Genomic DNA, 25,738 nt, shown 5'->3' on the forward strand with positions numbered 1-25,738 from the left:
CAATCTCATTATTTTGCTAAAGCTTTAATCGCTTCAGCGACGGTCACATCAGCATCAAGCTTGGCGGCTTGACGAGCTTTTGTAGCCATCATTTTTAATTCATTTCTATCAAGCTGCGCGATAGTGTTCGCCAGCTTATCAGCCGTTAGTTGAGGCTGTTCAATCATTAACGCTGCGCCACATTCAACTAAATGGTCGGCATTCAACGCTTGTTGTCTGTCTTTGTGCATAAACGGAACGAAGATAGATCCGACACCTGCCGCAGACACTTCTGATACGGTTAATGCACCTGAGCGACACACTAATAGATCTGCCCACTCATAAGCTTGCGCCACATCATCAATAAATTCAGTCACTTGAACATTATCAACAGAATGTGATTTGTATTGCTCAATAACTTGTTGTTGATTGTTCTTACCCGCTTGGTGCATCACAGTGAAGCCTTCACCAAGCTGCGCCATCGTTACTGGCATGGTATCGTTTAGGATTTTGGCGCCCTGACTGCCGCCCATAACCAATATGCGGATGTCACCATCTCGCTCAGCCATGCGTTGCTCGGGTTCAGCTAAGGCAACCACATCTTCGCGTACTGGGTTACCCACCACTTCTGCGGTAGGGAAAGCACCAGGGAAAGCTTGGAAAACCTTTTTAGCAATCTTAGACAGCCATTGGTTGGTTAAACCTGCCACTGCATTTTGTTCATGCAGAACCACTGGAATGCCAGACAACCATGCCGCGATACCACCCGGGCCACTCACGTAACCACCCATGCCAAGCACCACATCAGGTTGCCATGCTTTAATGTGTTGTCTTGCTTGAAGTATGGCATTAATAATCTGAAACGGCGCTTTAATTAACTTGCTAATGCCTTGACCACGCAGGCCTTTCACCTTGATGAAGTCGATCTCAATACCATGCTTTGGTACCAAATCCGCTTCCATTCTGTCTGCCGTTCCTAACCAGCGAATTTCCCAGCCTTGTTGCTGAAGCTTTTTAGCTACCGCTAACCCTGGGAAAACGTGACCGCCAGTACCACCAGCCATCACTAAAAGTTTTTTGTTTTGTTTCATCACGTTAGATTCTTATTCTACTAATTCGTTTTGATTATCGGCTTGTTCTTTTTGTTGCATTCGACATTCGTGATCGATACGCAGCAGCATAGACACCGCCACCGACATCACGATAAGGCTTGAACCACCATAACTGATCAGCGGCAAGGTTAGACCTTTGGTTGGGACAATGCCTGAAGCTGCACCCACGTTAACAAGCGTCTGAAATGCAAACCAAATACCGATACCAAATGCTAGATAACCACTGAATACTTGGTCATTTTCAAAGGCCTTTTTACCAATAAAAATGGCTTTAAAAACCAAGCTAAAGATCAGTATCAACACCAAGGTCACGCCAACAAAACCCAATTCTTCTGCCAACACAGCAAATACAAAATCGGTGTGCGCTTCGGGTAGGTATTCGAGTTTCTGAATTGAGTTACCGAGCCCTTGTCCCATCCAATCACCACGGCCGAAAGCCATCAATGACTGAGTTAACTGGTAACCACTGCCGAACGGGTCGTTCCAAGGTTCCCAGAATGAGGTAACACGTCGAACACGATAAGGTTCTATAACAATCAAACCGACGACCGCAGCAATACCTGCCACCATCAAGGCGATAAACTGTGAAAGCTTAGCACCAGCAATGAATAGCATGCCGAACAGGGTCACTAGCATTACGACCACAGTACCTAAATCGGGCTGGCCCAGTAGCAACACGGCAAAGGCGCCGAACACCATGATCGGTTTACCAAAACCACCGAAGAAGGTTTTTCTCACTTCGTCCTGTTTACGGACCAAGTAGCCCGCCATAAAGATAAACAGCGATAACTTGGCGACTTCAGCAGGTTGTAAGTTAAATAGCCCTAAAGGGATCCAACGCGATGCGCCGTTAACCGATTTACCGACGGCCAATACCACAATCAGCAAGAAGAAGGACAAGCCCAGTAGATACATACTGTATTGAAACCAGCGCTGCATCGGGATTTGCAATATGACGCTGGAGACACCTAACGCCAACACAAGGAAGATGGCATGACGGAACATAAAGTGAAATGGCTGATCGGTTAAACGAGCACTGATAGGAAACGAAGCCGACGTTACCATCACTAAGCCCGTCAGCATCAGTCCAAGAGCAATCCATACCAATTGACGATCGTAAAGCGCCTCTGGTGTGGCACGGTTAAGCCATTGCCAAATAGATTGATTGATCTCTTTCACTCTTTGCACTGAATGTTAGTCCTTCAACACGTTAGGCATACTCATGAGCAAGTTCAGTGAACGCATCACCTCTCGCCATGAAGTTATTAAATTGATCGAAGCTAGCACACGCTGGGGACAACATCACCATATCACCGGCAACTAACTGCTTCGAGATACTCTCAATAATGTCACCCATAGTTTCAAACGTCTTAGACGATGGGTGTAACGGCATAAATTGCGCGGCATCTTCACCAAAACAACACAGTTGAACGCGCTCTAGTTGCGACAACACTGGCTTAAGCTCGCTAAAGTCGGCACCTTTACCAACCCCACCAACCAGAAGATACAAAGTACCTTGGCACTCTAAGCCCGACAGAGCCGCTAATGTACTGGCTACATTAGTCGCTTTTGAGTCGTTAACCCATTTGATTTCGCGTTTGTCAGCCACCACTTGGCAGCGATGCGTCAAACCATTGTAGGCCTTCAAGGCTTCAAGGCTTTTGCTGTAATCAATACCGACTTGTTTAAGTAGTGCTAGCGAGACTAACGCATTTGCCACATTGTGACGTCCAACCAATGTTAAATCTTGGGTAGCAAGTACAGGCTTACCGTTGTCCATTAGCCATTCGGTACCATCAACTGTCGCGACACCAAACTCTTGGTCATCGAGTCCGAATGTTACTAGTGACATGTTGTGGTCTGGATACGTCTCTTTGTCGTCGCGGTTAACAATCGCATATTGAGCATTGTTAAAGATTCTTAGTTTGGCATCGCGGTAATCGGCCATGCCTTGGTAGCGATCCATATGGTCTTCTGACAGATTCAGAAATGCTGCTGCTGCTAAGTTTAGGCTTGATGTTGTTTCTAACTGAAAGCTTGAAAGCTCAAGAACATATAAATCAGCATTAAGCTCTAGAAGATCTAAGGCAGGGATACCAATATTGCCACCGACACCGACATTCAAACCCGCCGCCTTTGCAAGTACACCAGTAAGGTCAGTCACTGTGCTCTTGCCGTTTGAACCCGTGATAGCCACAACGGGTTTGTCTACCGCCCAGCCAAACAGTTCAATATCGCCAACAACCGGAGTTCCCGTTTGAATAACATCTTGAATTTCCGGTGTCGCTAAAGCGATACCTGGGTTAGCAACCACCAAATCAGCTTCCGCTAACCATTGACTATTCCAACTTCCAGAATGCAGCTCTACCGATTCAGGCAAAGATTCTCGGCCCGGTGGTAGCTCTCGCGTATCAATCACCTTCACATGCGTATGAGGCTGATATTTTACGAGATGTTTAACGACAGAGAGCCCGGTAATACCGAGCCCCACAACCACTACATTTTGAATATTTTGCCAACGTTCCATTTAAACAAGATGCTCTTAATAGTTTTAAAGAGCCCCTACTCAGAGGCTCACATAGGATTAACGAACTTTCAGTGTCGCTAGGCCAACCAGTACTAATACCATTGAGATGATCCAAAAACGCACGATTACACGCGGCTCTGGCCAACCTTTGAGTTCATAGTGGTGGTGAATCGGTGCCATGCGGAAAATACGCTGACCACGTAATTTGTAAGAGCCCACCTGCAGAATCACTGACAGAGTCTCCATTACAAACACACCGCCCATGATAACCAGTACCAACTCTTGGCGAACTAACACAGCAATCACACCCAATGCACCGCCAAGTGCTAGTGAGCCAACATCGCCCATGAATACTTGTGCTGGGTAGGTGTTGAACCATAGGAAACCTAGGCCTGCACCGACGATAGCAGTACATACAACCACAAGCTCAGAAGTGTATGGGATGTATGGAATGTGTAGATATGCTGCGAAGTTAACGTTACCTGTCGCCCAAGCAATCACAGCAAAACCAGCAGCAACCATCACCGTTGGCATAATCGCCAAACCATCTAGGCCGTCTGTTAGGTTTACCGCGTTACTGGTACCCACAATAACAAAATAAGTCAGTACGATGTACAATAAACCTAATTGTGGCATCACATCTTTAAAGAAAGGAACAACCAGTTGGGTTGCCGCAGTATCATGTCCGTGAGCATACAGAGCAAACGCCACAACCAATGCAATAGCCGATTGCCAGAAGTACTTCCAACGAGCAATCAAGCCATCTGTGTTTTTACGAACCACTTTACGGTAGTCATCAACAAAGCCAACCGCACCGTAACCGCCAAGGACAACCAATACCGCCCAAACGTAAGGGTTAGAAAGATCAGCCCACATTAATACCGTAATAATAATGGCAGCTAGGATCATCACGCCGCCCATGGTTGGTGTACCACGTTTGCTAAAGTGAGATTCAGGGCCGTCATTACGAACAACTTGGCCAATTTGTAGCATTTGCAGACGCTCAATTAAACGAGGTCCCATCCACAGCGACAGACATAAAGCCGTCAAAATACTCGCGATTGCACGAAACGATAGGTATTCGAACAAACGGAAAAAAGAAAGGTGTGGCTGTAGTAGCTCTGCAAGCCAAATTATCATGAAAAGTTCTCCTTTAAAGCAGCGGCTATTTTACTCATTCCTGCACTATTCGCGCCTTTTACCAACAAGGTATGTGACGCGTTTTCTGGCAAGCATAAGTGCTGCTCTATGTGCGCGATCATCGCTTGATGCGTTGCAAAGTGGGTACCATTACAGACCTCACTAATCACCTTGGTATCATCACCGTAAGTGAGTACATGCTCAAAAGCGAATGGGGCAGCATATTCACCGACTTGACGGTGAAGTGCAAGGCTTTCATCGCCTAATTCAGCCATATTGCCTAAAATCAACCAACGCTGACCTTTGAAGCTCGACAGCAGTTTGGCTGCCGCCTTCATCGCGGGTACGCTGGCGTTATAACTGTCATCTATCAACTTGATATTCTGACTTAATTGTTGAACCTCAACTCGCCCTTTGACAGAGATAAGATTCGCTAAACCATTTTTTATTTCTTCAAGCGTGGCACCAAACTGAATGCTCAACGCTGCTGCCGCCAACGCATTTGCTACGTTATGCTGACCAATAATGCCAAGCTCAACCGGCATAGCGCCTTGCGGTGTTTGCATCTCAAAGCACGCTTCGCCCTGCTCATTAATGCGAATGTTCTTAGCAAAGTAATCTGCCGTGTTGTCGCTCTCTGAAAATGTCAGTACCGTTTTATCTGCGAGTACTTCATTCCAAAAGTCGCCACCGTTGCTTTCTAGATTAACAATAGCAGTATCACCAGCAGCAAGCCCCTGAAAGATTTCACCTTTCGCTTGTTTAACACCATCAATTGAACCAAAGCCCTCTAGATGCGCGGCTGCGACGTTATTCACCAACGCCACCTGTGGTTTCACAAGCTGCGTGGTATAGGCAATTTCACCAATGTGGTTCGCGCCCAGTTCTATCACGGCATAGTCGTCATTGGGTTCACTGCGCAGCAAGGTTAGTGGTACTCCAATATCATTATTGAAGTTACCCGCTGTAAACAACACCTTGCCACGTTGTTGTAGAATACTCGCGACCATCTCTTTGACGGTCGTTTTGCCACAGCTTCCTGTTATCGCCATGGTTGGCACGTTACATTGTTTGTGGATCCAAGTACTTAGCTGACCTAAAGCAAGTTTAGTGTCTTCAACAACAACTTGAGTAATATTTAGGTCAAGTTTTCGTTCGACTAACAACGCGCTCGCATTTGCCTCAACCGCTTGATGACAAAAGTCATGCGCATCGAAGCGTTCTCCGACAATAGCCACAAACAATGCGCCTTCTTCAACGGTGCGAGTGTCGGTAGAAACGGCATTAATTGCGGCATTGTTTGAGTTACCAGCCTCAATCAACTCACCGCTGACCGCTGAACAAATCTGTTCGAGTGATACATCAATCATTATGAAATACCTAAAAGTTGAAGCGCAGACTCTCGATCTGAGTAATGGATCGTTTCGTCTTTTAATACTTGGTAATCCTCATGGCCTTTACCAGCCAAAAGAATAATGTCATTGCTGTCTGCCTGTTCAAGCGCGAACTTAACCGCTTGGTAGCGATCGTGTTCCACAAATGCAGATTCTGGTTTGCTTAAGCCTGCCAGCATGTCTTTGACAATCAGGGCCGGATCTTCGCTACGAGGGTTGTCATCTGAAATAATGATTTTATCGGCGAACTGCTCTGCGGTCGCTGCCATCATAGGACGCTTACCAGTGTCACGGTCACCGCCGCAGCCAAAGATAGCCCACAATTTTCCAGAACAGTGAACTCGCAGTGCTGCTAATGCTTTTTCTAAAGCGTCTGGCGTATGCGCGTAGTCGACAACCACTTTTGCTTTGTTCGGCACTTGGAATAGCTCCATTCGGCCAATCACAGGTTGCAGCTGAGGCGCAGTGTCGACCAAGACTTGCTTATCGATACCTAATGACAGCAAGGTCGAAAAGGCAACCAGTACGTTTGATGCGTTGAACTGGCCAATCAATGGAACCGAAAGATCGCCTTGTCCCAAACTACCATCGAAAGAGAGCTTAATCCCAGTTTCAGCATAGGCAACATCAGATGCCCATACCGACTGTTGATAGCCTGTTAATGGAAGTAATGAAACAGCAATCGCATTCGATAAATCTGTCATCCAAGCTTTGCCCACTTCGTCATCAACATTTATCACAGCGTGCTTGCATTTGTGCTCAGTAAACAGGCTCTTCTTAGCCAAAGCGTACTCTTCCATCGTGCCATGGTAATCAAGATGGTCACGGCTCAAATTAGTGAATACACCGACTTCGAAGTCCAAGGCTTTAACGCGACCTTGCACCAAGCCATGAGAAGATATTTCCATAGCTGTGTAAGCCGCGTTTTCTTCAGCTAACTCACTCAGTGTGCGTTGTATTTCAATCGCACTACCTGTGGTATTCGCCGCGGTTTTTAGATTGTCTAAAAAGCCATTACCTGTGGTGCCCATTACCGCAGAGCGTTGACCAACGAGGTCAAGCCACTGAACAATCAATTGAGTGATGGTGGTTTTGCCATTGGTGCCGGTAACACCAATCAGCTTAGTTGCTTGAGACGAGTAAACACGACCGGCCAACTCAGATAACACCAAGTTAAGGTCTTTAATATAAACAACCGGAACAACATCCAACCACTCAATCAGACCATGGGCCTTTTCAGCATCCGCTTGTGCGATAACGGCATTGGCTCCCTGTGCGACCGCTTTGTCGATGAAACGACGGCCATCAACAGCATGCCCAACTACCGCAACAAAAATATCGCCGTCTTTGATGGCACGACTATCTAACTCCAACTGTTCAACGGCAATCGCATCCAGCTCAGGTGAACTAAAGTCACCCCAAGGAGAAAGTAAAGATGACAGCGTGAGGCTATTACTCATATTGAATCCTGATTGGCTCTATTCTTGAAACTTGTTTTCATCAGCAGGGACATTCAGTATTTGCAGTGCACCCTTCATGATTTCAGAAAAAACGGGGGCTGCAACTGAACCGCCATAGTAAAGGTCACCTTGAGGCTCATTGACCACAACAACCAGCGCGACTCTTGGGTCACTAACCGGGGCAAAACCTGCGGTAATCGCAATGTATTCGTCGCTGTATCCGCCAGCTTCAGCCTTACGAGACGTACCCGTTTTTGCTGCAACTCGGTAACCAGGAACCGCCGCTCTTGTTGCTGTGCCGCCTTTTTGAGTCACCCCTTCGAGCATATTCAAAACCAGTTCAGCGTTCTCGCGCTTGATGATCTGCTTAGAAAAGTCTTGGTCGTTACTCTTAATAATATGAATCGGTTCATACATGCCTTTGTTGGCTAGCGTCGCATACGCATGAGCCAACTGCATCGGTGTAACAGACAGACCGTAACCGAATGATAGTGTTGCAATTTCAAACTTAGACCAGCGACGACGATTCGGAAAAATACCGCTCGTTTCACCGATTAAGTTCAGCCCTGACATTTCGCCCAGACCAACAGAACTGTACATCCCAAGCAGAGCTTCTAAAGGCATGTTAAGTGCCAGCTTCGCCACACCGATGTTACTCGACTTCTTGAGGATCAACGCTAAATCAGCCTTACCGACTTTAGACGAGTCTCGCACACGACTGCCACCGATCTGCATGATGCCGTTGCCAGTATCAATAACGATATCTGGATCAGCAGTACCGTTCTCTAGTGCTGCTAAAACCACAAAAGGTTTCACGGTAGAACCGGGCTCCATCGCATCGGTAAGTACGCGGTTACGCATCTTAAAACTTTGCAAGTCAGCACGATTGTTCGGGTTATAAGAAGGGGCATTGACCATCGCCAACACAGCGCCGGTTTTTACATCCAACAAAATAGCAGAGCCAGAAGTCGCCTTATGATCGGCCACCGCCTGTTTAATAGCTCGGTAGGCGATCGCTTGTAATCGTTGATCGATCGTTAGCTCGAGTGGTTTGCCTTCTTCACGCTCTTCCAAAGCAATGTTTTCAACAACACGTCCGTAGCGGTCTTTACGAATCGTTCGCTTACCCGCCTCGCCTGTGAGCCACTTGTCATAGCTGCGCTCAACGCCTTCTAGGCCGTGTCCATCAATGCCGGTAACACCGATAAGGTGCGCACTGACTTCGCCTGCAGGATAGTAACGTCGAGATTCAGCTTTCAGGCCAACACCCACCAGCTTAAGCTCACGGATATACTTAGCCATTGCAGGGCTAACTTGTCTTTGCAGGTAAATAAATCGGCGGGATTTGTTGCTAGAGATCTTATCGATCATCGATTGTCGCTCTAAGCCAAGTACATCGGCTAACGCGTACCAACGATCAATTTGGGCCATGCCATTTTTATCGAAAATGGTTTTAGGATCGGCCCATACCGCTTCAACTGGAACACTCACAGCAAGCGGCTCGCCATTACGGTCTGAGATAATACCGCGAGCAGAAGGAATGGCCTTAACACGTACCGAGCGAAGGTCGCCCTGACGAATTAAGTTATCTGGTTCAATGATTTGGATGTAAGCCACACGACCAACCAGTGCAGCAAAGGCAAGAAACACGAAAGCAATAACGACGTTGAAACGCCATTTAATAAGAATTGGATCCGAATCCTTTTCGCTCGTCACACGCTCTTTCGTTGATTTCTTAACGGTTTTTGCGGGTGCTTTTTCCTTTTTACCGGTCATTTCAGTGTGATCACAACTTCTTTTTCAGAGTCTGGACGTTTCATGTCTAGCTCTCTTTTTGCCGATGCTTGAACGCGACTATGTTCAGCCAGAGCTGTCTCTTCAAGCATTAAATTTCGCCACTCATCATCAAGCTGTTCTCGCTCCACCAACGCCGTGTCTTTTTGCGTGATCGCCTGACGTGACATATGTGTCGTAAGAACGACCCCCATCGCACTCGCAAAGATGCAGATAAGAAGCATCAATGGGACCTTGCCCACGGAGATCAAATCAAAAAATATTATCTTGGCTAAGTTCGGTTTGGAGGTCTTCATTGACTATAGCTTTTCTGCGATTCGTAATACTGAGCTACGCGAACGAGTATTCTCATCCACTTCATCTTTAGAAGGCTTGATCGCTTTACCAACAGGTTTAAGATCGGCACTACCTAAAGCTTTAATTTGATCTTCTGTTAGCGGTAAACCATGAGGAACCTGTGGCCCTTGGCTCTCTTTACGGATAAAGCGCTTCACCATGCGGTCTTCAAGAGAGTGGAAGCTGATAACAGAGATACGACCTTGAGGAGCAAGAATGCTTGCTGCACCTTTCAGTGCGGTATCGATCTCTTCAAGTTCGCTGTTGATATAGATACGAAACGCTTGGAAAGCACGTGTTGCTGGGTGCTTTTTCTCTTTGAAGCTTTTTGGAGCTACATCCGAGATAAGCTTAGCCAGTTGACCAGTACGCGTTAGTGGTTCGTTCTCTTCATTCTCTTGATAAGCAATGATGCCTTTCGCGATACGACGAGCATGTTTGTCTTCACCGAACTCACGGATAACCCATGTGATGTCATCAAGATCGGCTTCAACTAACCACTGAGAGACAGGAATACCGGTTGTTGGGTCCATACGCATATCAAGCGGGCCGTCTTTCATGAAGCTAAAGCCACGCTCAGCGTCATCTAGCTGTGGTGAAGAAACACCTAGATCCAGTAACACGCCATCCACTTGACCGACTAAGTCATAACGCTCTGCATATTCAGCCATACCTGAGAACGGGCCGTGAATAATCGTAAAACGAGGGTCATCAATCTTTTGCGCTTCTGCAATCGCTTGTGGATCGCGGTCAATACTAAAGAGTCGTCCATTCTCGCCCAGTTTAGACAGGATTGTACGGCTGTGACCACCACGGCCAAAAGTACCATCTATGTAGGTACCGTCAGGTTTGATCGCAAGTCCGTCAATAGATTCGTTAAGCAATACTGAAATATGTTTGAATGCTTCTGTCATAGTCTTCTCAGTGAGTGGATTGAGCCATTAGTTCGGCAATAATTTGTTCTATTAACGTTTTAGTGTACTGATTTCACGCCGTATCTCCACCATATTGTGTATAGGCTTTGGGAATTTTTGACCCAAGCTCATATCAGGGTGAAGGATTCTAAGGAAATCTAAATAATTTACGTCAATATAAAGCAAAAAACCCATCACTACCGTTAAGTAATGATGGGTTCTTTATATAGGTGGAGTTGACACATACGCCGGGTTCTGTTCCGCTTGCGCGGCGGTAACCATTCGTCTAGGCCTGCAATCGCTCACAGGCTCAAGCAATCTACCCGCCCCCATACGCGAGCAACGCAATGTGAGGGCCTATTTGATCTTGCTCCGGGTGGAGTTTACCTTGCTACGAACTGTTGCCAGTCGCACGGTGCGCTCTTACCGCACCCTTTCAGCCTTACCTGTGCCCCTTCCGAAGAAATGAGGCCATCGGCGGTCTTCTCTCTGCTGCACTTGTCGTGGGCTCGCGCCCCCCAGACGTTATCTGGCACCCTGCTCTATGGAGCCCGGACGTTCCTCCCCTCTACCAGTCTCCCGAAGGACTTCAACGTCAGTTTCCCGAAGGACCTCAACGTCAGTCTCCCGAAGGACATCAGCAAAGCAGCGATTACCCGTTCAACTCCGAGGGCGGATTGTATAGAGATTAGGGTGCAGTGTCTAGCGAGATCACAAATATGGTGCAAACCTCTAAGCAACTGCGTGATTTTCACACAATTCAGACAAAAAAAGAGGAATGACGGCAATACCATCATTCCTCACAAGCTTTTCAATACAGGTTAGCTACTCTATAAAGAGGCTTCTAGTTGTCTAGATGCTCTAGGCCCCATTTGTATAAAGCGTTCTTTTTCAGATTGTAGATTTCTGCCGTCATCGCCGCCGCTTTTTTAAGCGGCAGTTCTTTGGTTAGAATGCCTAGTGTGCGAGTCGCTTCGTCTGGCAATTCTGTGCTCGCTTCTTCACGGTGGCCGTGAATCAGTAACACCATCTCACCGCGTTTACGGTTCGCGTCTTCTTCAATCCACTCAATAAGTTCACCGAGTGGCAGCCCTTGGATGGTTTCGAAGGTTTTGGTTAGCTCACGCGCCAATACAACCTCACGGTCAGGGCCAAGAATCTCGAGCATATCTTGTAGAGAGTCTGAAATACGGTGCGGTGATTCATAAAAGATGCAGGTGCGCTCTGCCTTTGCGATCTCTAAGAACTTGTCTTTACGACCTTTGCTTTTTGGCGGTAAGAAGCCTTCAAAGCTGAAACGATCTGACGGTAAACCAGAAGCACTTAACGCGGTAATCACAGCGCAAGCACCAGGAAGTGGCACAACTCTCACACCCGCTTGACGACATTGTGAGACAAGATGGTAACCTGGGTCACTAATTAAAGGAGTACCCGCATCAGAGACTAATGCGATAGACTGACCTTCTAATAACCTTTCGACTAGAACTTGCGCTTTAGTTTGTTCATTATGATCATGTAAAGCGAACGTTCTGGTTGATATATTGAAGTGAGCAAGCAGCTTACCCGTGTGGCGTGTGTCTTCGGCTGCAATAACATCGACACTTGATAAAATTTCAATTGCTCTTTGAGTGATATCTCCCAAATTTCCGATTGGGGTTGGCACAATGTAGAGAGTTGGGCTCTCTGTGAGCAAGGTTTTGTTATCTGTCATTTGTTTACCATCACTTCAACGATTAATATAGATACAAATTTATACGGAATTTAAAGAACTCATGGCAACGATGAACCATAAGAGACTCAGTGTACCACGCTTACTAACTCCAATTGCATTAGCAATTACATTGGCGGCTTGTTCTTCAGGTCCTCAAGCACCAACGAGCGTTGATATTACACTAGATCCAGCGCAATCAACTGAAAGTTACATGATGCAGGCGGATAGTAGCAAAGGAAGTCTACAAAACGACTGGTTAATCATGGCGCTTAAGGCTTCTGTGCAAGCTGGAAAAACCGATCAAGCAACTCTGCTTATTAAACGCTTAGCAAAACAAGAGCTGAGCGAAACGCAACAAGCGGAATGGCAATTAGCTCGCGCTCAACTGTTGGTAAATAACTCGCAGCCTGAACAAGCTTATAGCCAACTGAACTTCCAGCCTTGGTGGAAACTTCCGAACGAGCAGTGGAAAGATTATCACGAGCTACGCGCGAACATTTCTGAAATGCAAAGCGAGTATTTTGAAGCAAGCCGTGAGTTAGTTCTTTATTCAGAATATCTAGACGCTGACGACGAGCTCCAACAACAAGCTGCTGACCGTATTTGGCAAAACCTAAATAGCTACTCTCAATATGAGATTCTAGAGCTTAAGACGTCACCTACAGAAGACGTTCTTGCAGGTTGGTTACAGCTGGCGATTTACATGAAGACGCTGAACTCAAACCTTCCAAACCTGCAGGAAACCCTGTCTGATTGGCTAGCAGAGAATCCTCAACACCCAGCAGCGACATACACACCTCAGGCGATCACTGACATCTTAGCGCTAGAGATCAGCAAGCCAACCAGCACTGCACTATTACTGCCTCTAACCGGTAAGTACGGCAAGCAAGCACAACTTGTGCGTGACGGTTTCATCTTTGCGATGATGAATGACAAAGAGCGTGAAGAAGATGCAACGCTGACGGTAATGGATACCAACGTGCAAAGTGCAGCTGAGATTAAAGCGACACTGGAAGAGAACAACGTTGATTTCATCGTTGGCCCGCTGATCAAGAGCAACATCACTAAGCTTCAGCAAGCGCAGAAAAACCACGAAAACTCGATTCCAGCTTTAGCTCTGAACATTCCAACGCAACTAGAACCTGATACTAACATTTGTTATCTCGCTCTATCGCCAGAACAAGAAGTTGCTCAGGCAGCGAAACACCTATTTGCTCAAGGCTACAAGTATCCGCTTATCCTTGCGCCAAGAGGACGTTTAGGTGAGCGTGTTGAGCAAGCGTTTAAAGAAGAGTGGAAAAAATACAGCAGCAACGATGTGGCTATCAGCTTGTTCTCTGACAAACGCCAACTGCAACGTAATGTGAATCAGGTATTTGGCTTGCAAGAGAGCCAACAACGTATCGCTCAAATGGATGGGTTACTGAACCTAGACCTAGAAACAGAGCCACGCAGCCGTCGTGATATCGATTCTGTCTACATTGTGGCTAAGAACTCAGAGCTAACGCTAATCAAACCCTTCATTGAAGTTGCAATTAACCCAGATGCGAGCCAACCCGCTCTGTTCTCAAATTCACGCAGCAACAGCGGTGATAAGCAGTATGAAGACCTAACCGGCGTGTTCTACAGCGACATCCCACTATTGGTTGAGAACAAAAACGAGCTTAATAAAGAGCTCAACGACCTATGGCCTGCACACTCAAACGGCCAAAAGCGTCTGCAAGCACTGGGAATGGATGCATACTACCTAATGGATGCACTGCCACAGATGAAAGCCGTACAGGGTTACAGCATTCCAGGTGAAACGGGTGTGCTAACCATCGATAACAACTGTGTGGTTCAACGTGAAATCAGCTGGGCAGAGCATGGGGCTTTTTAGCCGAAAGTTCCTATCCAAACCAAGCATCACCCACAAACAAGTGGGTGATAAATACGAGACCGTGGCAAAATCTTATCTGATTAACCACGGTTTATCGTTAATAGAACAAAACTTCATAGCAAAATGTGGCGAGATTGATCTTATAATGCGCCATAACAATACGGTTGTGTTTGCCGAGGTAAAATACCGCAAGCAAACCCGCTACGGACATGCCGCCGAAATGGTGACTGCCAAGAAGTCACAGAAACTGCTCAAAACAGCCAATGTTTGGCTTATGCAGCAAGGCTTGTCGGTGCACTCTACAGATTTCAGGTTTGATATTGTTGCCATTGAAGGGCCGAATGACACTATCGACTGGATTCAAAACGCGATTACCCAAGGATAAACATGCTAGACAGCATTAAAGAAAGTTTCACAGAAAGTATTCAAATCCAAATTGCGGCTGCAGAAGCTCTGCCTGACGCAATCACGCATGCCGCTCAAGCCATGGTTGCGACCTTGCTTAACGGAAACAAAATTCTTTGTTGTGGTAATGGTGGTTCGGCGTCGAATGCTCAGCAATTTGTGTCGTGCCTACTCAACCGATTTGAAACAGAGCGCCCTAGCCTTCCAGCGATGGCACTCACAGCAGACAACACCACGCTAACGGCTGTGGCTAACGACTACCACTATGAAGAGATCTTCTCTAAGCAGGTGCGTGCATTCGGTCAAACTGGCGATATTCTGTTGGCTATCTCGACTAGCGGTAACAGCAAGAACATCATCAAGGCAATGGAAGCGGCGGTAACTCGCGACATGACAATTATCGCCTTTACAGGTAAAGATGGTGGTGAGATGGCAGGTTTGCTTGGTGAACACGATGTAGAGATTCGTATCCCCTCACACCGTACAGCGCGTATTCATGAAGTACACATGGTGACACTACACTGCCTATGTGACCTAATCGATCAAGTACTCTTCCCTGCTCACGAAGAGTGATATACGGAGCATCACAATGAAATCATTAACCTCTATGAGGCTGTTTAAGCTGATTAGTGTTTCGCTACTTACACTGTCTCTGTCTGGTTGTGCTGGCATTTTCATTGCTGGTGCAGCAACCACTGCAAACCTAGTCACGGATACGCGAACAACCAAAGAGATTTGGAACGACAACAACATCGAATTTGAAGTTGCAGCGATTACCAATAAACAACCATTCCGTGGCAACGTACGTGTCACGGCAAGCTCTTACCGAGGTTCGGTGGTACTGATGGGGCAAGCAACCACAGATTCAGAGCGCCGCGCTTTTGAAAACCAAGCCAAAGAAGTGGCTGGCGTTGAGAGTATCCACAATCAGGTTCGAGTTAAAGAACCTTTGTCTGTGAGTGCAATCAGTAAAGACAGTTGGATTACCACTAAGGTGAAATCAGCTCTGCTTGCAAATGCTGAGCTTAACGGCATCAAAGTAAAAGTGATTACTGAGGATTCAGAAGTATTCCTGCTTGGCCTCGTGACTCGAGAGCATGCCGATATCGCGACAGAAGTTGCACGTAATATCTCTGGCGTAAAACAGGTCATTCGAGCGTTTGAATATGGTGAAGAAGAGACGGCTGTTAACTAGCCTAAAGCCAGTCAATTGAATGCTATAAAGCAGAAAAGAAAAAGCAGCGACGAGTCGCTGCTTTTTTATTTGGTTCGTTATTTAACTAACGTTATTTGATAACACGAAGGCTTGGGCGACCTTTCGCTGGGCGAGGTGGCTCAGGATCTGAGTCAGGCTCTTCAGCATCTACATCTGCCGTTGCTACGCTCAAAGATGGGCCTTTTTCTGGTTCTTCAAAAGGACTTTCTTCAATCCCTTCTTCAAACGCTTCCATGTAAGCCTCTTCAGGTTCAAACATGGTACCAGCACCATTTTCACGAGCATAAATCGCTTGTACTGCGTAAAGCGGAACGATCACAGAGTGTGGACGACCACTAAAGCGAGCACTAAACGTCACAGCTTCGTTACCCAGCTCAAGTTGTCCAACCGCACGAGGCGCGATGTTCAGAATGATCTGACCATCTTGAACAAACTCTTCTGGAACTCGCACGCCCGGTAATGTTGCTTCAACAACAAGGTGTGGAGTTAGTTCGTTATCAACCAGCCACTCATAAAATGCACGAAGCATGTATGGTCGGCGTGGAGTCATATTAGAAATATCCATAAACGCTTAGCGAACGAGTCGCATCTCACGCTCAGCTTCAGTTAGAGAAGCTAGGAATGAATCACGTTCGAATACGCGGTTCATGTAAATCTTAAGCTCTTTAGAACCAGGACCAATTAGTTCGATACCAAGCTCAGGTAAACGCCATAGTAGCGGAGCTAGGTAACAATCAATTAGGCTAAACTCTTCGCTCATGAAGTATTCATATTCAGCGAAGATAGGAGCAAGAGTCAGTAGGTCGTTGCGCAGTTTAACGCGAGCTGCTTCAGATTCTTCAGCGTTGCCTTTAACGATCTTCTCTGCAACTGAATACCAGTTACGCTCAATGCGGTACATCATTAGACGGCTGTTACCACGAGCAACCGGGTATACAGGCATCAACGGTGGATGAGGAAAACGCTCATCTAGGTATTCCATGATGATCTTTGAGTCATATAGAGCAAGCTCACGATCAACAAGAGTAGGTACTGATTTGTACGGGTTCAGTTCAACAAGCTCTGCTGGTAGATTTTTTTCATCAACCAACTCAACTTCAACACTTACGCCTTTTTCAGCAAGAACGATGCGCACCTGATGGCTATACATATCAGAAGCACTTGAGAAAAGAGTCATTACAGAACGTTTATTGGCAGCTACAGCCATGGAGCCCTCCAGTACACTTTAAATAAAAACAATGGAGGCCTAAAGCCTCCATTGAACATTAACATAATTTGGGAATTAGCACGGTATTATAGCACAATTAGTGCACATCACGCCAATACTCTTTCTTCAGCAAAATCACGATGATAGTGAAGATTACTAAGAAGGCCATTACCCACCAACCCATAGCGTGACGCTCAAGTTGAACTGGGTCGCCCGAGTAAACCAAAAAGTTAACAAGGTCACGAACTGCTTCGTCGTATTCACCAGCACTTAATTCGCCAGAGCCATCAGTCTCAGTGCCAACAACCACCGTCACTTCCTCGCCATCTACCATATGAGTATCGTAGATTGGTGTTGGGATACCTTGCAGTTCTTCAAGAACGTGCGGCATACCAACGCTTGGGAAAACAATGTTGTTCACGCCAAATGGACGAGACGGATCTTCATAGAAAGTACGAAGGTAAGTGTACAGCCAGTCTGCGCCACGAACACGAGCAACCAATGTTAGGTCTGGTGGCGGAGCACCAAACCAACTTGCCGCTTGATCAGAAGGCATAGCATTAACCATCAGGTCACCAATTTTCGCTTCAGGGTCGAAAATCAGATTTTCCTTCATAAGATCAACTGGGATCTCTAAATCATTCGCAACACGTTCATAGCGCTGGTACTGCGTTGAGTGACAAGCAAAACAGTAGTTCATGAACATCTTAGCGCCATTTTGCAATGAAGCTTTGTCTGTTAAATCATTGTTCGCTTTGTCTAATGGTACGTTTGCACCCGCTGCCATCGCCAGTGACGGCAACATAGCAAATAAAATTACAATCCACTTTTTCATTTGAATGTCACCCTTTCTGGTAATGGTTTCGTCGCTTCATTTTTACTGTAGAACCACAGTAGAACGAAGAACATGAAGTAACCTAAGCTAAAGATTTGAGCCAGTAGTGTGTATGTTGGCGTTGCTGGAAGCGCACCAAGTACACCAAGCGCAATAAAGCTTATTGTGAATTGGATGATGTTAATCAAATGAAGTTTGCTACGGTAACGGTAAGAACGCACTTTACAACGGTCGAACCATGGTAGTAGGAATAGCACAACAATAGATGCGCCCATTGCTACAACACCTAGCAACTTATCAGGAACAGCACGCAGAATTGCGTAAAACGGCGTGAAGTACCATACCGGAGCGATGTGCTCTGGTGTTTTCAGTGGGTTAGCAGCTTCAAAGTTTGGCGGCTCAAGGAAGAACCCACCCATCTCTGGGTTAAAGAACAGCACATAACAGAAGAAGAATAGGAAACCGGCCACACCAACCATATCTTTCACGGTCCCGTATGGGTGGAAAGGAATAGAGTCAATGATGTCGTATTTCTTAGTGTAATCCTTGTGGAATGGGAACTGCGTTTTGTAGTCGTCGCCCATTGTGCCTTTAGGAAGTTTCGTCTCGATACCGTCTGGGTTGTTCGAACCCACTTCGTGCAGTGCTAGTACGTGAAGTACGATAAGCAGCAGAAGTACGATTGGTAGAGCGATAACGTGCAGTGCGAAGAAACGGTTCAGCGTTGCACCAGAGATGATGTAGTCACCACGGATCCAAAGCGTTAGGTCATCACCGATAACAGGGATCGCACCAAACAGAGAAATGATTACCTGAGCACCCCAGTAAGACATTTGACCCCATGGTAGTAGATAACCCATGAAAGCCTCAGCCATAAGCACTAAGAAGATCAACATACCGAAGATCCAAAGTAGCTCACGAGGTTTTTGGTAAGAACCGTAAATTAGGCCACGGAACATATGCAGGTAGATAACAACGAAGAATGCCGAAGCACCTGTTGAGTGCATGTAACGTAGTAGCCAACCGTATTCCACATCACGCATGATGTATTCAACAGAAGCAAATGCACCCTCACCTGACGGTACGTAGTTCATTGTTAGCCAAATACCCGTAAGGATTTGGTTAACCAGTACCAACATTGCCAAAGAACCGAAAAGGTACCAAAAGTTAAAGTTCTTAGGCATTGGGTATTCAGATAAATGCTTTTTATAAGCATTCATCGCGGGTAGACGTTTCTCTACCCAATCAAGCAATCCTTGCATTACGCGTCTCCCTCGTCCACACCGATCATGATCTTAGTGTCACTCAAATACATATGCTTTGGTACAACAAGATTCAATGGAGCTGGTACGCCTTGGAATACTCGACCTGCCATATCAAACTTTGAACCATGACAAGGACAGAAGAAACCAGACTTAACACCCTGAACTTGTTCTGCAAAAGAATCCGGCAGGTAAGTTGGAGAACAACCTAAGTGCGTACAGAAACCAACAGCAACGAAGAATTCCGGCTTAATTGAACGGAACTCGTTCTGTGCGTATTCTGGTTGTTGTTCAGCTTCAGATTGAGGGTCACGAAGTTGACCACCGATCGATTTTAGGTTTTCTAGTACCGACTCAGCACGGCGTACAACCCATACAGGTTTACCTTGCCACTCGACACGAACCATTTGTCCCGGTTCTAACTTACTGACTTCCACTTCCACCGGCGCGCCCGCAGCTTTCGCCTTGGCACTCGGATTCCATGATTTAATAAAAGGCACGGCTACAGCAGCTGCTCCTAAACCACCAACAACGGCTGTTGTTGCGGTTAAGAAACGCCTGCGACCGTTATTTAAAGGCGCGTTGCTCATCCAAACATTCTCCCATTTGCTCCTTGTGGATTGAAATAATTCCGATTAAAGAGCATGGCTAACAAAATATGTATTTAGTTCTATTTATTGACGGCAAATGATAAATAAAACCCTACTTTTTGACAAGATAAAGCTACCTTTTTGTAACAATCATGAGGCAAAGCGCACATTGGGTTACAAAAGCTTTCTAAATATAAGAATTTGGAAATAAAACGAGGGAGGGAAAGCGTTTAGAGGGGGTATAAAAACAAAAAGCCCGGCATATAGCCGAGCTTTGAACCACAATTCCAGTCGTAAAACTGGGAGCGTGTACTTTTTCGTAAAGAAAAATTAACGCTTAGAGAATTGAGGTTTACGACGTGCTTTACGTAGACCAACTTTCTTACGTTCAACGCAACGAGCGTCACGAGTAACGTAGCCAGCTGCACGTAGAGCAGGACGTAGAGTTTCATCGTACTCCATAAGAGCGCGAGTGATACCGTGGCGGATTGCGCCAGCTTGACCAGAAATACCACCACCAGAAACAGTGATGTAAAGGTCAAGTTTCTCAGTTAGTTCAACTAGCTCAAGAGGTTGCTTAACAACCATACGAGAAGTTGGACGACCGAAGTAAACATCAAGGCTACGCTTGTTGATTACGATCTCACCAGAGCCTGGTTTGATGAAAACACGAGCTGCTGAGCTTTTGCGACGACCAGTGCCGTAGTATTGATTCTCTGCCATTTTCATAATCCCCTTAGATGTCTAGTACTTGTGGCTGTTGAGCAACATGGTTGTGCTCAGTACCAGCGTACACTTTAAGCTTACGGTACATCGCGCGGCCTAGAGGACCACGTGGAAGCATACCTTTAACTGCTAGTTCTAAAACCATTTCTGGTTTCTTAGCAATTAGCTTTTCAAAAGTGATAGTTTTAAGACCACCTGGGAACTCAGAGTGACGGTAGTAAACCTTACCCTTAGCTTTGTTACCAGTTACAGCAACTTTCTCAGCGTTAACAACGATGATGTAATCACCAGTGTCTACGTGAGGAGTGTATTCTGCTTTGTGCTTGCCGCGTAGGCGAGAAGCGATTTCACTTGCTAGACGGCCAAGAGTTTTGCCTTCAGCGTCTACAACATACCAGTCGCGTTTTACAGTTTCTGGTTTAGCAACGAAAGTTTTCATGCTAATAATTACCTATTTAAAAAATTTACACTTAAGGAATACTCGCGTATTCCCACTGTCTAAGAGTTACCATTCATCACCCCTTCGAGTGTTGGAAAACTCTTGGCATAACGTGATTTTACTCATCGCTAGAGGCCCGCAGTAACGGTAGGTCGCAGGATTATAGAGAAGAGCGAAGAAAAAATCACCTCTTTTTGAACAAAATCACGATTTTTTTAATTCTATTTCTTATTCGAGATAATCAAAGCTAACTTAAGTGTTCTTTTGCCAAATATTCATGACTCTGCATTTCAATTAAACGCGACTGACAACGTTTAAATTCAAACTCTAGCTGACCATGGGTGTATAGCTCTTCTAGCTCCACTTCCGCTGAAATAATCAGTTTCACATTGCGCTCGTAGAACTCATCAACTAATGCAATGAAGCGCCTCGCAGCGTCATCTGAAGTCGCGCCCATTTGCAACACATCCGCCAATAGAACCGTGTGATAAACCCGAGACAACTCAATATAGTCGTTCTGGCTACGAGCCGACTGACAAAGCTGAGCAAAAGTACCATGCAGTACGCCATCACTCGCTTCGACTACATCTAATTGACGGTGATTAACCTCTATCTGCTTAAGCTTCTCTTTATCTTCGCCAACCAGCTGAGCGTAATACTTTTCGAGATTGATATTCGCTTGGCTATCTAGCGGGTAATGGTAAATCTCAGCCTGTTCTAAGGTGCGTAGACGATAATCAATGCCACTATCGACATTAAGGATATAACAGTTGTCTTGAATGAGCTTAATGGCCGGTAAGAAACGCGCTCGCTGTAACCCGTTGCGATACAGATCCGCAGGTGGGATATTAGAGGTCGCAACCAAGATAACGTTTCGAGCAAATAACTCTTGGAACAAGGTTCCTAGGATCATCGCATCGGTGATGTCTGAAACAAAGAATTCGTCGAAACAGATAATGTCCGCTTCTTCCTTCAACTTGTCTGCGACTAAAGGCAATGGATCACTCACATTACCTAGCGCCTTTAGCTCATCATGAACTCGATACATAAAGCGGTGAAAGTGAACACGCATTTTTTTAGTGGTCGGTAAGGCATCGTAGAACGTATCCATTAAGTACGTTTTTCCTCGCCCTACGCCCCCCCAAAAATAGAGACCTTTCGGTGGCTGTGGCAGTTCTGGCTTTTTGCCCAGTAATTTCTGGAAGCGAGTCAGTTGAGGAATGGGCGTATTCATGTAATCTTGAAATTGATGAAAGAGTTCATCTAAAGATTTAACGGCTTGCTCTTGTGCTGGATCTCTTTGAAATCCATGTTCTTTTATATCTTGTTCGTATTTTTTAATGGGATTCATGACGACATTTCCACAATGAAAGCAATATCAGACAACAACTAAAAATGAGCCCAAACAGTACGAGGAATAACGTGATGTGGTGAATAATGCAGCATCAAACTGCTAACTAGCGCACACGCATTTCTCTTTATACTGCGGCTTTCTCATAGTACCATGGAGCCGTATCACGTGTAACTAAGCAGTAACAAACATGTTAAAAAACAATAATAAGGAGCTGTTATGCCTTGGATGTATGCCGTTGCCGGTTTACTAGTCGGAGTTATTTTAGGGGTCGCTATCTCTCGTCTCATGACACCTGAATACAAAAAACAAAAGAACGTACAGAAAGAATTAGATAGCGCAAAGTTTGCCCTTGAGCAGCAGCGACAAGAGCTGGCTGATCACTTTGCGAAATCCGCAGAAATGTTGGACACCTTAGGTAAAGACTACACAAAACTGTACCAACACATGGAAAAAACAAGCTCAGAGCTGATTCCTAACCTGCCAGAGCAAGATAACCCGTTTGTGAAAACAGCCGCTGCCCATTCGGACAAACCACAAGAGAAGTCTTCAGCAAAAGAGGCGACACTTGAGGAACAACCGAAAGATTACGCTAATGGCGCAACCGGTTTATTTACAGAGCAGAAGAAAGAAATCATGGATGCTCCCGATGTTGTAACAGCAAAAGCATCGTAAACATTTAACACTTCTGTGAACTTTACAAAGGTTTTTGAGTCATAACTTTCACTCAGGTCATTTGAAACTTCTCATACTTATTAAACGTATAAGAGGGTTAAGACCTTAACTAGAGAGGAGTTTATGATGAAAAAACCTTTGCTTGCTTTATCAGTACTGACTTTAAGCTTAAGTTCAATCATCACCCCCATTCAAGCAACAGCCGCACTGCCATTAAGTGTGGGTAATGAACAATTACCGAGCCTTGCTCCTATGCTTGAACAAGTGACCCCCGCTGTGGTTAGTATTGCCGTAGAAGGCAAACAGGTACAACGTCAGCAAATCCCTGAACAATTTCAATTCTTTTTTGGTCCCGAACAAACACGAGAGCGTCCATTCCGCGGATTAGGCTCTGGAGTCATCATTGACGCCAAGAAAGGTCATATCGTGACCAATTACCATGTCATTAATGGCGCGGACGATATAAAAGTAAAACTGCATGATGGTCGAGAGTACGATGCTGAGCTTATCGGCGGCGACCAGATGTCTGATATCGCACTGCTAAAATTAGAAGAAGCCAAGAACCTTACCCAGATAAAAGTCGCAGACTCAGACAAACTAAGAGTTGGTGATTTTAGTGTCGCGATCGGTAACCCATTCGGACTTGGGCAAACCGTAACATCCGGTATTGTTTCTGCGCTCGGTCGTAGCGGCCTGAATCTAGAAAACTTTGAAAACTTCATTCAAACCGATGCAGCAATCAACAGCGGCAACTCTGGTGGCGCGCTAGTGAACCTCAACGGTGAGCTAATTGGTATCAACACCGCCATTCTTGGCCCTAACGGAGGTAATGTCGGTATCGGCTTTGCAATCCCTTCTAATATGATGACAAACCTGACAGAACAAATTCTCGATTTCGGTGAAGTAAAACGCGGCATGCTTGGCGTTCAAGGCGGAGAAGTGACCTCCGAATTGGCAGAAGCACTCGGTTATGAATCAAGTAAGGGCGCCTTTGTTAGCCAAATCGTCCCTGACAGCGCAGCAGATAAAGCAGGACTGAAAGCGGGCGATATCATTGTCTCTATTAATGGCAAACGCATTGATACCTTCAGCGAGTTAAGAGCTAAGGTCGCAACACTCGGCGCTGGTAAGCAGATTGAGCTAGGTGTGGTTCGTGACGGTAAGAGCAAAACCTTTGATGTGACGCTTGGTGAATCCACCAATAATAAAACACAGGCTGAGAAGCTCCATGAAGGACTGGCCGGTGCTGAGTTAACCAACACAACAGAGAGTGACTCGGCAACGGGCGTCAAGGTATCGAATGTTGCTCAAGGCTCACCAGCCGAAGCCTATCAACTTCTGAAAGATGACATCATCATCGGAGTAAACCGTCAAACGGTTAAGAACCTTGCTGAGTTTAGAGAGATTCTTGAAAAACAACCTGGTGTACTGGCGCTTAATATCCAGCGAGGCGACCGAACTATCTATCTTGTAATTCGATAGTCTTACGTCAGCGCAATTACAGGGAGGCTCAGTAAGTTTGCTTTAAACTTACTCAGTCTCCCTTTTCTTTAGATCAATCAAAATGCTATGCTTCACTTGTAATCAAGTCAGTCATCCATTGATGGAGGCTTCACACCTTACTTGTTGAAGAGGGAAACATGCTGTCCTTTCTATTTCGTTCTATTTCCCTTGGACTCGTTTCAGCGGCGCTTATTCTTCTCGCATTCCCGAGCTTAAGACCAGCGATTGTTGCTGACGTCACTAGCCCTAAAGTCGATAATATTGGCTCTCTTCAGATTTCATTTAATCAAGCAGTTCGCCGTGCGGCACCTGCAGTGGTTAACATTTATAGCCGTAAATACGCTGAAAGCGATCGCAACAAACTGCTCACTCAAGGTTTGGGCTCTGGGGTGATTGTTAGCGAAAAAGGCTACATCATTACCAACTTCCATGTAGTGGCTCAAGCAGACCAAATAGTTGTGGCACTTCAAGATGGCCGAGTTGCCGCTGCACAATTGGTTGGCTCAGACAAGCGCACCGATATCGCGATACTTAGAGTCAGCGGTGACAACCTACCAGTGATCCCACTCAATCCTAATTACAAAGCCAACGTCGGTGATGTAGTACTGGCTATCGGTAACCCATACAACCTAGGTCAAACAACAACCTTCGGTATCATCTCTGCAACCGGCCGCTCTTCGATCAGTGCTGATGGCCATCAAGCCTTTATCCAGACCGATGCGGCAATCAATGAAGGTAACTCAGGTGGCGCGCTGGTGAACTCACAAGGTGAGCTAGTCGGTATCAATACCGCTTCTTTCCAACAAGCTACCGACATGGAAACCTATGGGATCTCATTTGCTATCCCCTATCCGCTTGCTAATAAAATCATGGAAAAAATCATCGCCGATGGTCGTGTGATTCGTGGCTATATTGGTATCGATGGACAAGACATCAACTCAGTCACCTCACGCATGTTGGGTACTAAGAATATCGGCGGGATCGTTGTGTTGGGGATAGACCCTAATGGTCCGGCTGCCGATGCGGGTTTTGAAGCTCAAGACATTATTGTCAGTATCAACGATAACCAAGTAAATGGTCGCCAGAGTGTAATGGATATCGTTACCGACCTGCGACCGGGTACAGTTATCGATGTGGGTATATTGCGCCAAGGTGAAAGCAAAACCTTAAAGGTGACCATCGCCGAAGATACTCGCCTGTAGAGCAAACTCTGTAAGCAGTGATTCAAGCTGCTAATACACAAGTACAAAAAACCCAGCTCATAGGCTGGGTTTTCTTTTATC

25 protein-coding genes and 1 other RNA gene are annotated in these 25,738 nt (G+C 45.9%); 7 read left to right on the top strand and 19 right to left on the bottom strand.

Translation table 11 applies throughout. The features are described 5' to 3' along the window. Positions 1–8 precede the first annotated feature (8 nt). The 11 genes from murG to rsmI form a co-directional block, all read right to left on the bottom strand. Positions 9–1,070: an undecaprenyldiphospho-muramoylpentapeptide beta-N-acetylglucosaminyltransferase gene (gene murG / locus MSG36_RS14100; protein ID WP_081230866.1), complete on the bottom strand. Its 1,062-nt coding sequence runs from the start codon at positions 1,068–1,070 to the stop codon at positions 9–11. Positions 1,071–1,082: 12 nt separating this feature from the next. Further along, positions 1,083–2,279, bottom strand: a complete 1,197-nt coding sequence (gene ftsW, locus MSG36_RS14105; RefSeq protein ID WP_048609688.1) for a cell division protein FtsW — start codon at positions 2,277–2,279, stop codon at positions 1,083–1,085. Between the two features lie 22 nt (positions 2,280–2,301). Beyond that, positions 2,302–3,618, bottom strand: coding sequence for a UDP-N-acetylmuramoyl-L-alanine--D-glutamate ligase (gene murD, locus MSG36_RS14110; RefSeq protein ID WP_248368426.1), 1,317 nt, complete (start codon positions 3,616–3,618; stop codon positions 2,302–2,304). Positions 3,619–3,675: 57 nt separating this feature from the next. Next, a complete protein-coding gene (gene mraY, locus MSG36_RS14115) occupies positions 3,676–4,758 on the bottom strand; it encodes a phospho-N-acetylmuramoyl-pentapeptide-transferase (RefSeq protein ID WP_019824581.1) in 1,083 nt (360 codons plus the stop codon). Then, positions 4,755–6,128, bottom strand: a complete 1,374-nt coding sequence (gene murF / locus MSG36_RS14120; protein WP_248368428.1) for a UDP-N-acetylmuramoyl-tripeptide--D-alanyl-D-alanine ligase — start codon at positions 6,126–6,128, stop codon at positions 4,755–4,757. The genes mraY and murF overlap by 4 nt, the downstream gene beginning before the upstream one ends. Then, positions 6,128–7,612, bottom strand: coding sequence for a UDP-N-acetylmuramoyl-L-alanyl-D-glutamate--2,6-diaminopimelate ligase (gene murE / locus MSG36_RS14125; RefSeq protein WP_248368431.1), 1,485 nt, complete (start codon positions 7,610–7,612; stop codon positions 6,128–6,130). Before murE ends, murF begins: the two co-directional genes overlap by 1 nt. Positions 7,613–7,630: 18 nt before the next feature. Continuing rightward, positions 7,631–9,388: a penicillin-binding transpeptidase domain-containing protein gene (locus MSG36_RS14130; protein WP_048618225.1), complete on the bottom strand. Its 1,758-nt coding sequence runs from the start codon at positions 9,386–9,388 to the stop codon at positions 7,631–7,633. Then, complete coding sequence (ftsL, locus tag MSG36_RS14135) at positions 9,385–9,702, bottom strand: cell division protein FtsL (protein ID WP_019824585.1); 318 nt, start codon at positions 9,700–9,702, stop codon at positions 9,385–9,387. The genes MSG36_RS14130 and ftsL overlap by 4 nt, the downstream gene beginning before the upstream one ends. Positions 9,703–9,705: 3 nt before the next feature. Further along, entirely contained in the window at positions 9,706–10,656 is a 951-nt protein-coding gene (gene rsmH, locus MSG36_RS14140) for a 16S rRNA (cytosine(1402)-N(4))-methyltransferase RsmH (RefSeq protein WP_248368433.1), read from the bottom strand. A 228-nt stretch (positions 10,657–10,884) separates the two neighbouring features. Further along, positions 10,885–11,324: RNase P RNA component class A (gene rnpB / locus MSG36_RS14145), an RNA gene on the bottom strand. Positions 11,325–11,500: 176 nt separating this feature from the next. After that, entirely contained in the window at positions 11,501–12,367 is an 867-nt protein-coding gene (gene rsmI / locus MSG36_RS14150) for a 16S rRNA (cytidine(1402)-2'-O)-methyltransferase (protein WP_019824587.1), read from the bottom strand. Positions 12,368–12,428: 61 nt separating this feature from the next. On the opposite strand from rsmI, the gene MSG36_RS14155 reads away from it, so the two are divergent. From MSG36_RS14155 to MSG36_RS14170, 4 genes are read left to right on the top strand one after another with little or no spacing between them, the layout of a single operon-like run. Continuing rightward, on the top strand, positions 12,429–14,246 hold the full coding sequence (locus tag MSG36_RS14155) for a penicillin-binding protein activator (protein ID WP_050622289.1): 1,818 nt from the start codon (positions 12,429–12,431) through the stop codon (positions 14,244–14,246). After that, the gene (locus MSG36_RS14160; RefSeq protein WP_048614934.1) at positions 14,233–14,631 is read left to right on the top strand and encodes a YraN family protein; all 399 of its coding nucleotides are present in this window, start codon (positions 14,233–14,235) and stop codon (positions 14,629–14,631) included. Before MSG36_RS14155 ends, MSG36_RS14160 begins: the two co-directional genes overlap by 14 nt. Before the next feature lie 2 nt (positions 14,632–14,633). Then, positions 14,634–15,224 carry a phosphoheptose isomerase gene (locus MSG36_RS14165; protein ID WP_004729817.1) on the top strand — a complete coding sequence of 197 codons (591 nt, stop codon included), beginning with the start codon at positions 14,634–14,636 and terminating at the stop codon, positions 15,222–15,224. 16 nt (positions 15,225–15,240) lie between these two features. Further along, positions 15,241–15,846: a BON domain-containing protein gene (locus tag MSG36_RS14170; protein ID WP_017059276.1), complete on the top strand. Its 606-nt coding sequence runs from the start codon at positions 15,241–15,243 to the stop codon at positions 15,844–15,846. A 91-nt stretch (positions 15,847–15,937) separates the two neighbouring features. Here MSG36_RS14170 and sspB read toward each other — a convergent pair whose 3' ends face one another. The 8 genes from sspB to zapE form a co-directional block, all read right to left on the bottom strand. Then, positions 15,938–16,432 carry a ClpXP protease specificity-enhancing factor gene (gene sspB, locus MSG36_RS14175; protein ID WP_017072808.1) on the bottom strand — a complete coding sequence of 165 codons (495 nt, stop codon included), beginning with the start codon at positions 16,430–16,432 and terminating at the stop codon, positions 15,938–15,940. A gap of 6 nt (positions 16,433–16,438) precedes the next feature. Beyond that, complete coding sequence (sspA, locus tag MSG36_RS14180; protein WP_009848943.1) at positions 16,439–17,074, bottom strand: stringent starvation protein SspA; 636 nt, start codon at positions 17,072–17,074, stop codon at positions 16,439–16,441. A 97-nt stretch (positions 17,075–17,171) separates the two neighbouring features. Further along, complete coding sequence (locus MSG36_RS14185; protein WP_048614931.1) at positions 17,172–17,909, bottom strand: cytochrome c1; 738 nt, start codon at positions 17,907–17,909, stop codon at positions 17,172–17,174. Next, positions 17,906–19,171 carry a cytochrome bc complex cytochrome b subunit gene (locus MSG36_RS14190; protein WP_017061435.1) on the bottom strand — a complete coding sequence of 422 codons (1,266 nt, stop codon included), beginning with the start codon at positions 19,169–19,171 and terminating at the stop codon, positions 17,906–17,908. Before MSG36_RS14190 ends, MSG36_RS14185 begins: the two co-directional genes overlap by 4 nt. Next, positions 19,171–19,761 carry a ubiquinol-cytochrome c reductase iron-sulfur subunit gene (petA, locus tag MSG36_RS14195; protein ID WP_017061434.1) on the bottom strand — a complete coding sequence of 197 codons (591 nt, stop codon included), beginning with the start codon at positions 19,759–19,761 and terminating at the stop codon, positions 19,171–19,173. Before petA ends, MSG36_RS14190 begins: the two co-directional genes overlap by 1 nt. Positions 19,762–20,091: 330 nt before the next feature. Further along, positions 20,092–20,484 (bottom strand): 30S ribosomal protein S9, encoded by a 393-nt coding sequence (gene rpsI / locus MSG36_RS14200; RefSeq protein ID WP_004740758.1) that lies wholly within the window; start codon positions 20,482–20,484, stop codon positions 20,092–20,094. 13 nt (positions 20,485–20,497) lie between these two features. Then, positions 20,498–20,926 carry a 50S ribosomal protein L13 gene (rplM, locus tag MSG36_RS14205; protein ID WP_010434689.1) on the bottom strand — a complete coding sequence of 143 codons (429 nt, stop codon included), beginning with the start codon at positions 20,924–20,926 and terminating at the stop codon, positions 20,498–20,500. A 247-nt stretch (positions 20,927–21,173) separates the two neighbouring features. Beyond that, positions 21,174–22,277: a cell division protein ZapE gene (gene zapE, locus MSG36_RS14210; protein WP_248368435.1), complete on the bottom strand. Its 1,104-nt coding sequence runs from the start codon at positions 22,275–22,277 to the stop codon at positions 21,174–21,176. Between the two features lie 219 nt (positions 22,278–22,496). Between zapE and zapG the strand changes: the two genes are divergently transcribed. From zapG to degS, 3 genes are all read left to right on the top strand, one after another. Beyond that, on the top strand, positions 22,497–22,952 hold the full coding sequence (zapG, locus tag MSG36_RS14215; protein WP_019824592.1) for a Z-ring associated protein ZapG: 456 nt from the start codon (positions 22,497–22,499) through the stop codon (positions 22,950–22,952). Between the two features lie 126 nt (positions 22,953–23,078). Continuing rightward, positions 23,079–24,434 (top strand): Do family serine endopeptidase, encoded by a 1,356-nt coding sequence (locus MSG36_RS14220; RefSeq protein ID WP_048609680.1) that lies wholly within the window; start codon positions 23,079–23,081, stop codon positions 24,432–24,434. 158 nt (positions 24,435–24,592) lie between these two features. Further along, a complete protein-coding gene (degS, locus tag MSG36_RS14225) occupies positions 24,593–25,657 on the top strand; it encodes an outer membrane-stress sensor serine endopeptidase DegS (protein WP_017061430.1) in 1,065 nt (354 codons plus the stop codon). The last annotated feature ends 81 nt before the right edge of the window (positions 25,658–25,738 follow it).

It is taken from the genome of Vibrio sp. 1CM8B (genome assembly GCF_023161685.1).
In the GTDB taxonomy this organism is placed as follows: Bacteria; Pseudomonadota; Gammaproteobacteria; order Enterobacterales; family Vibrionaceae; genus Vibrio; species Vibrio coralliirubri.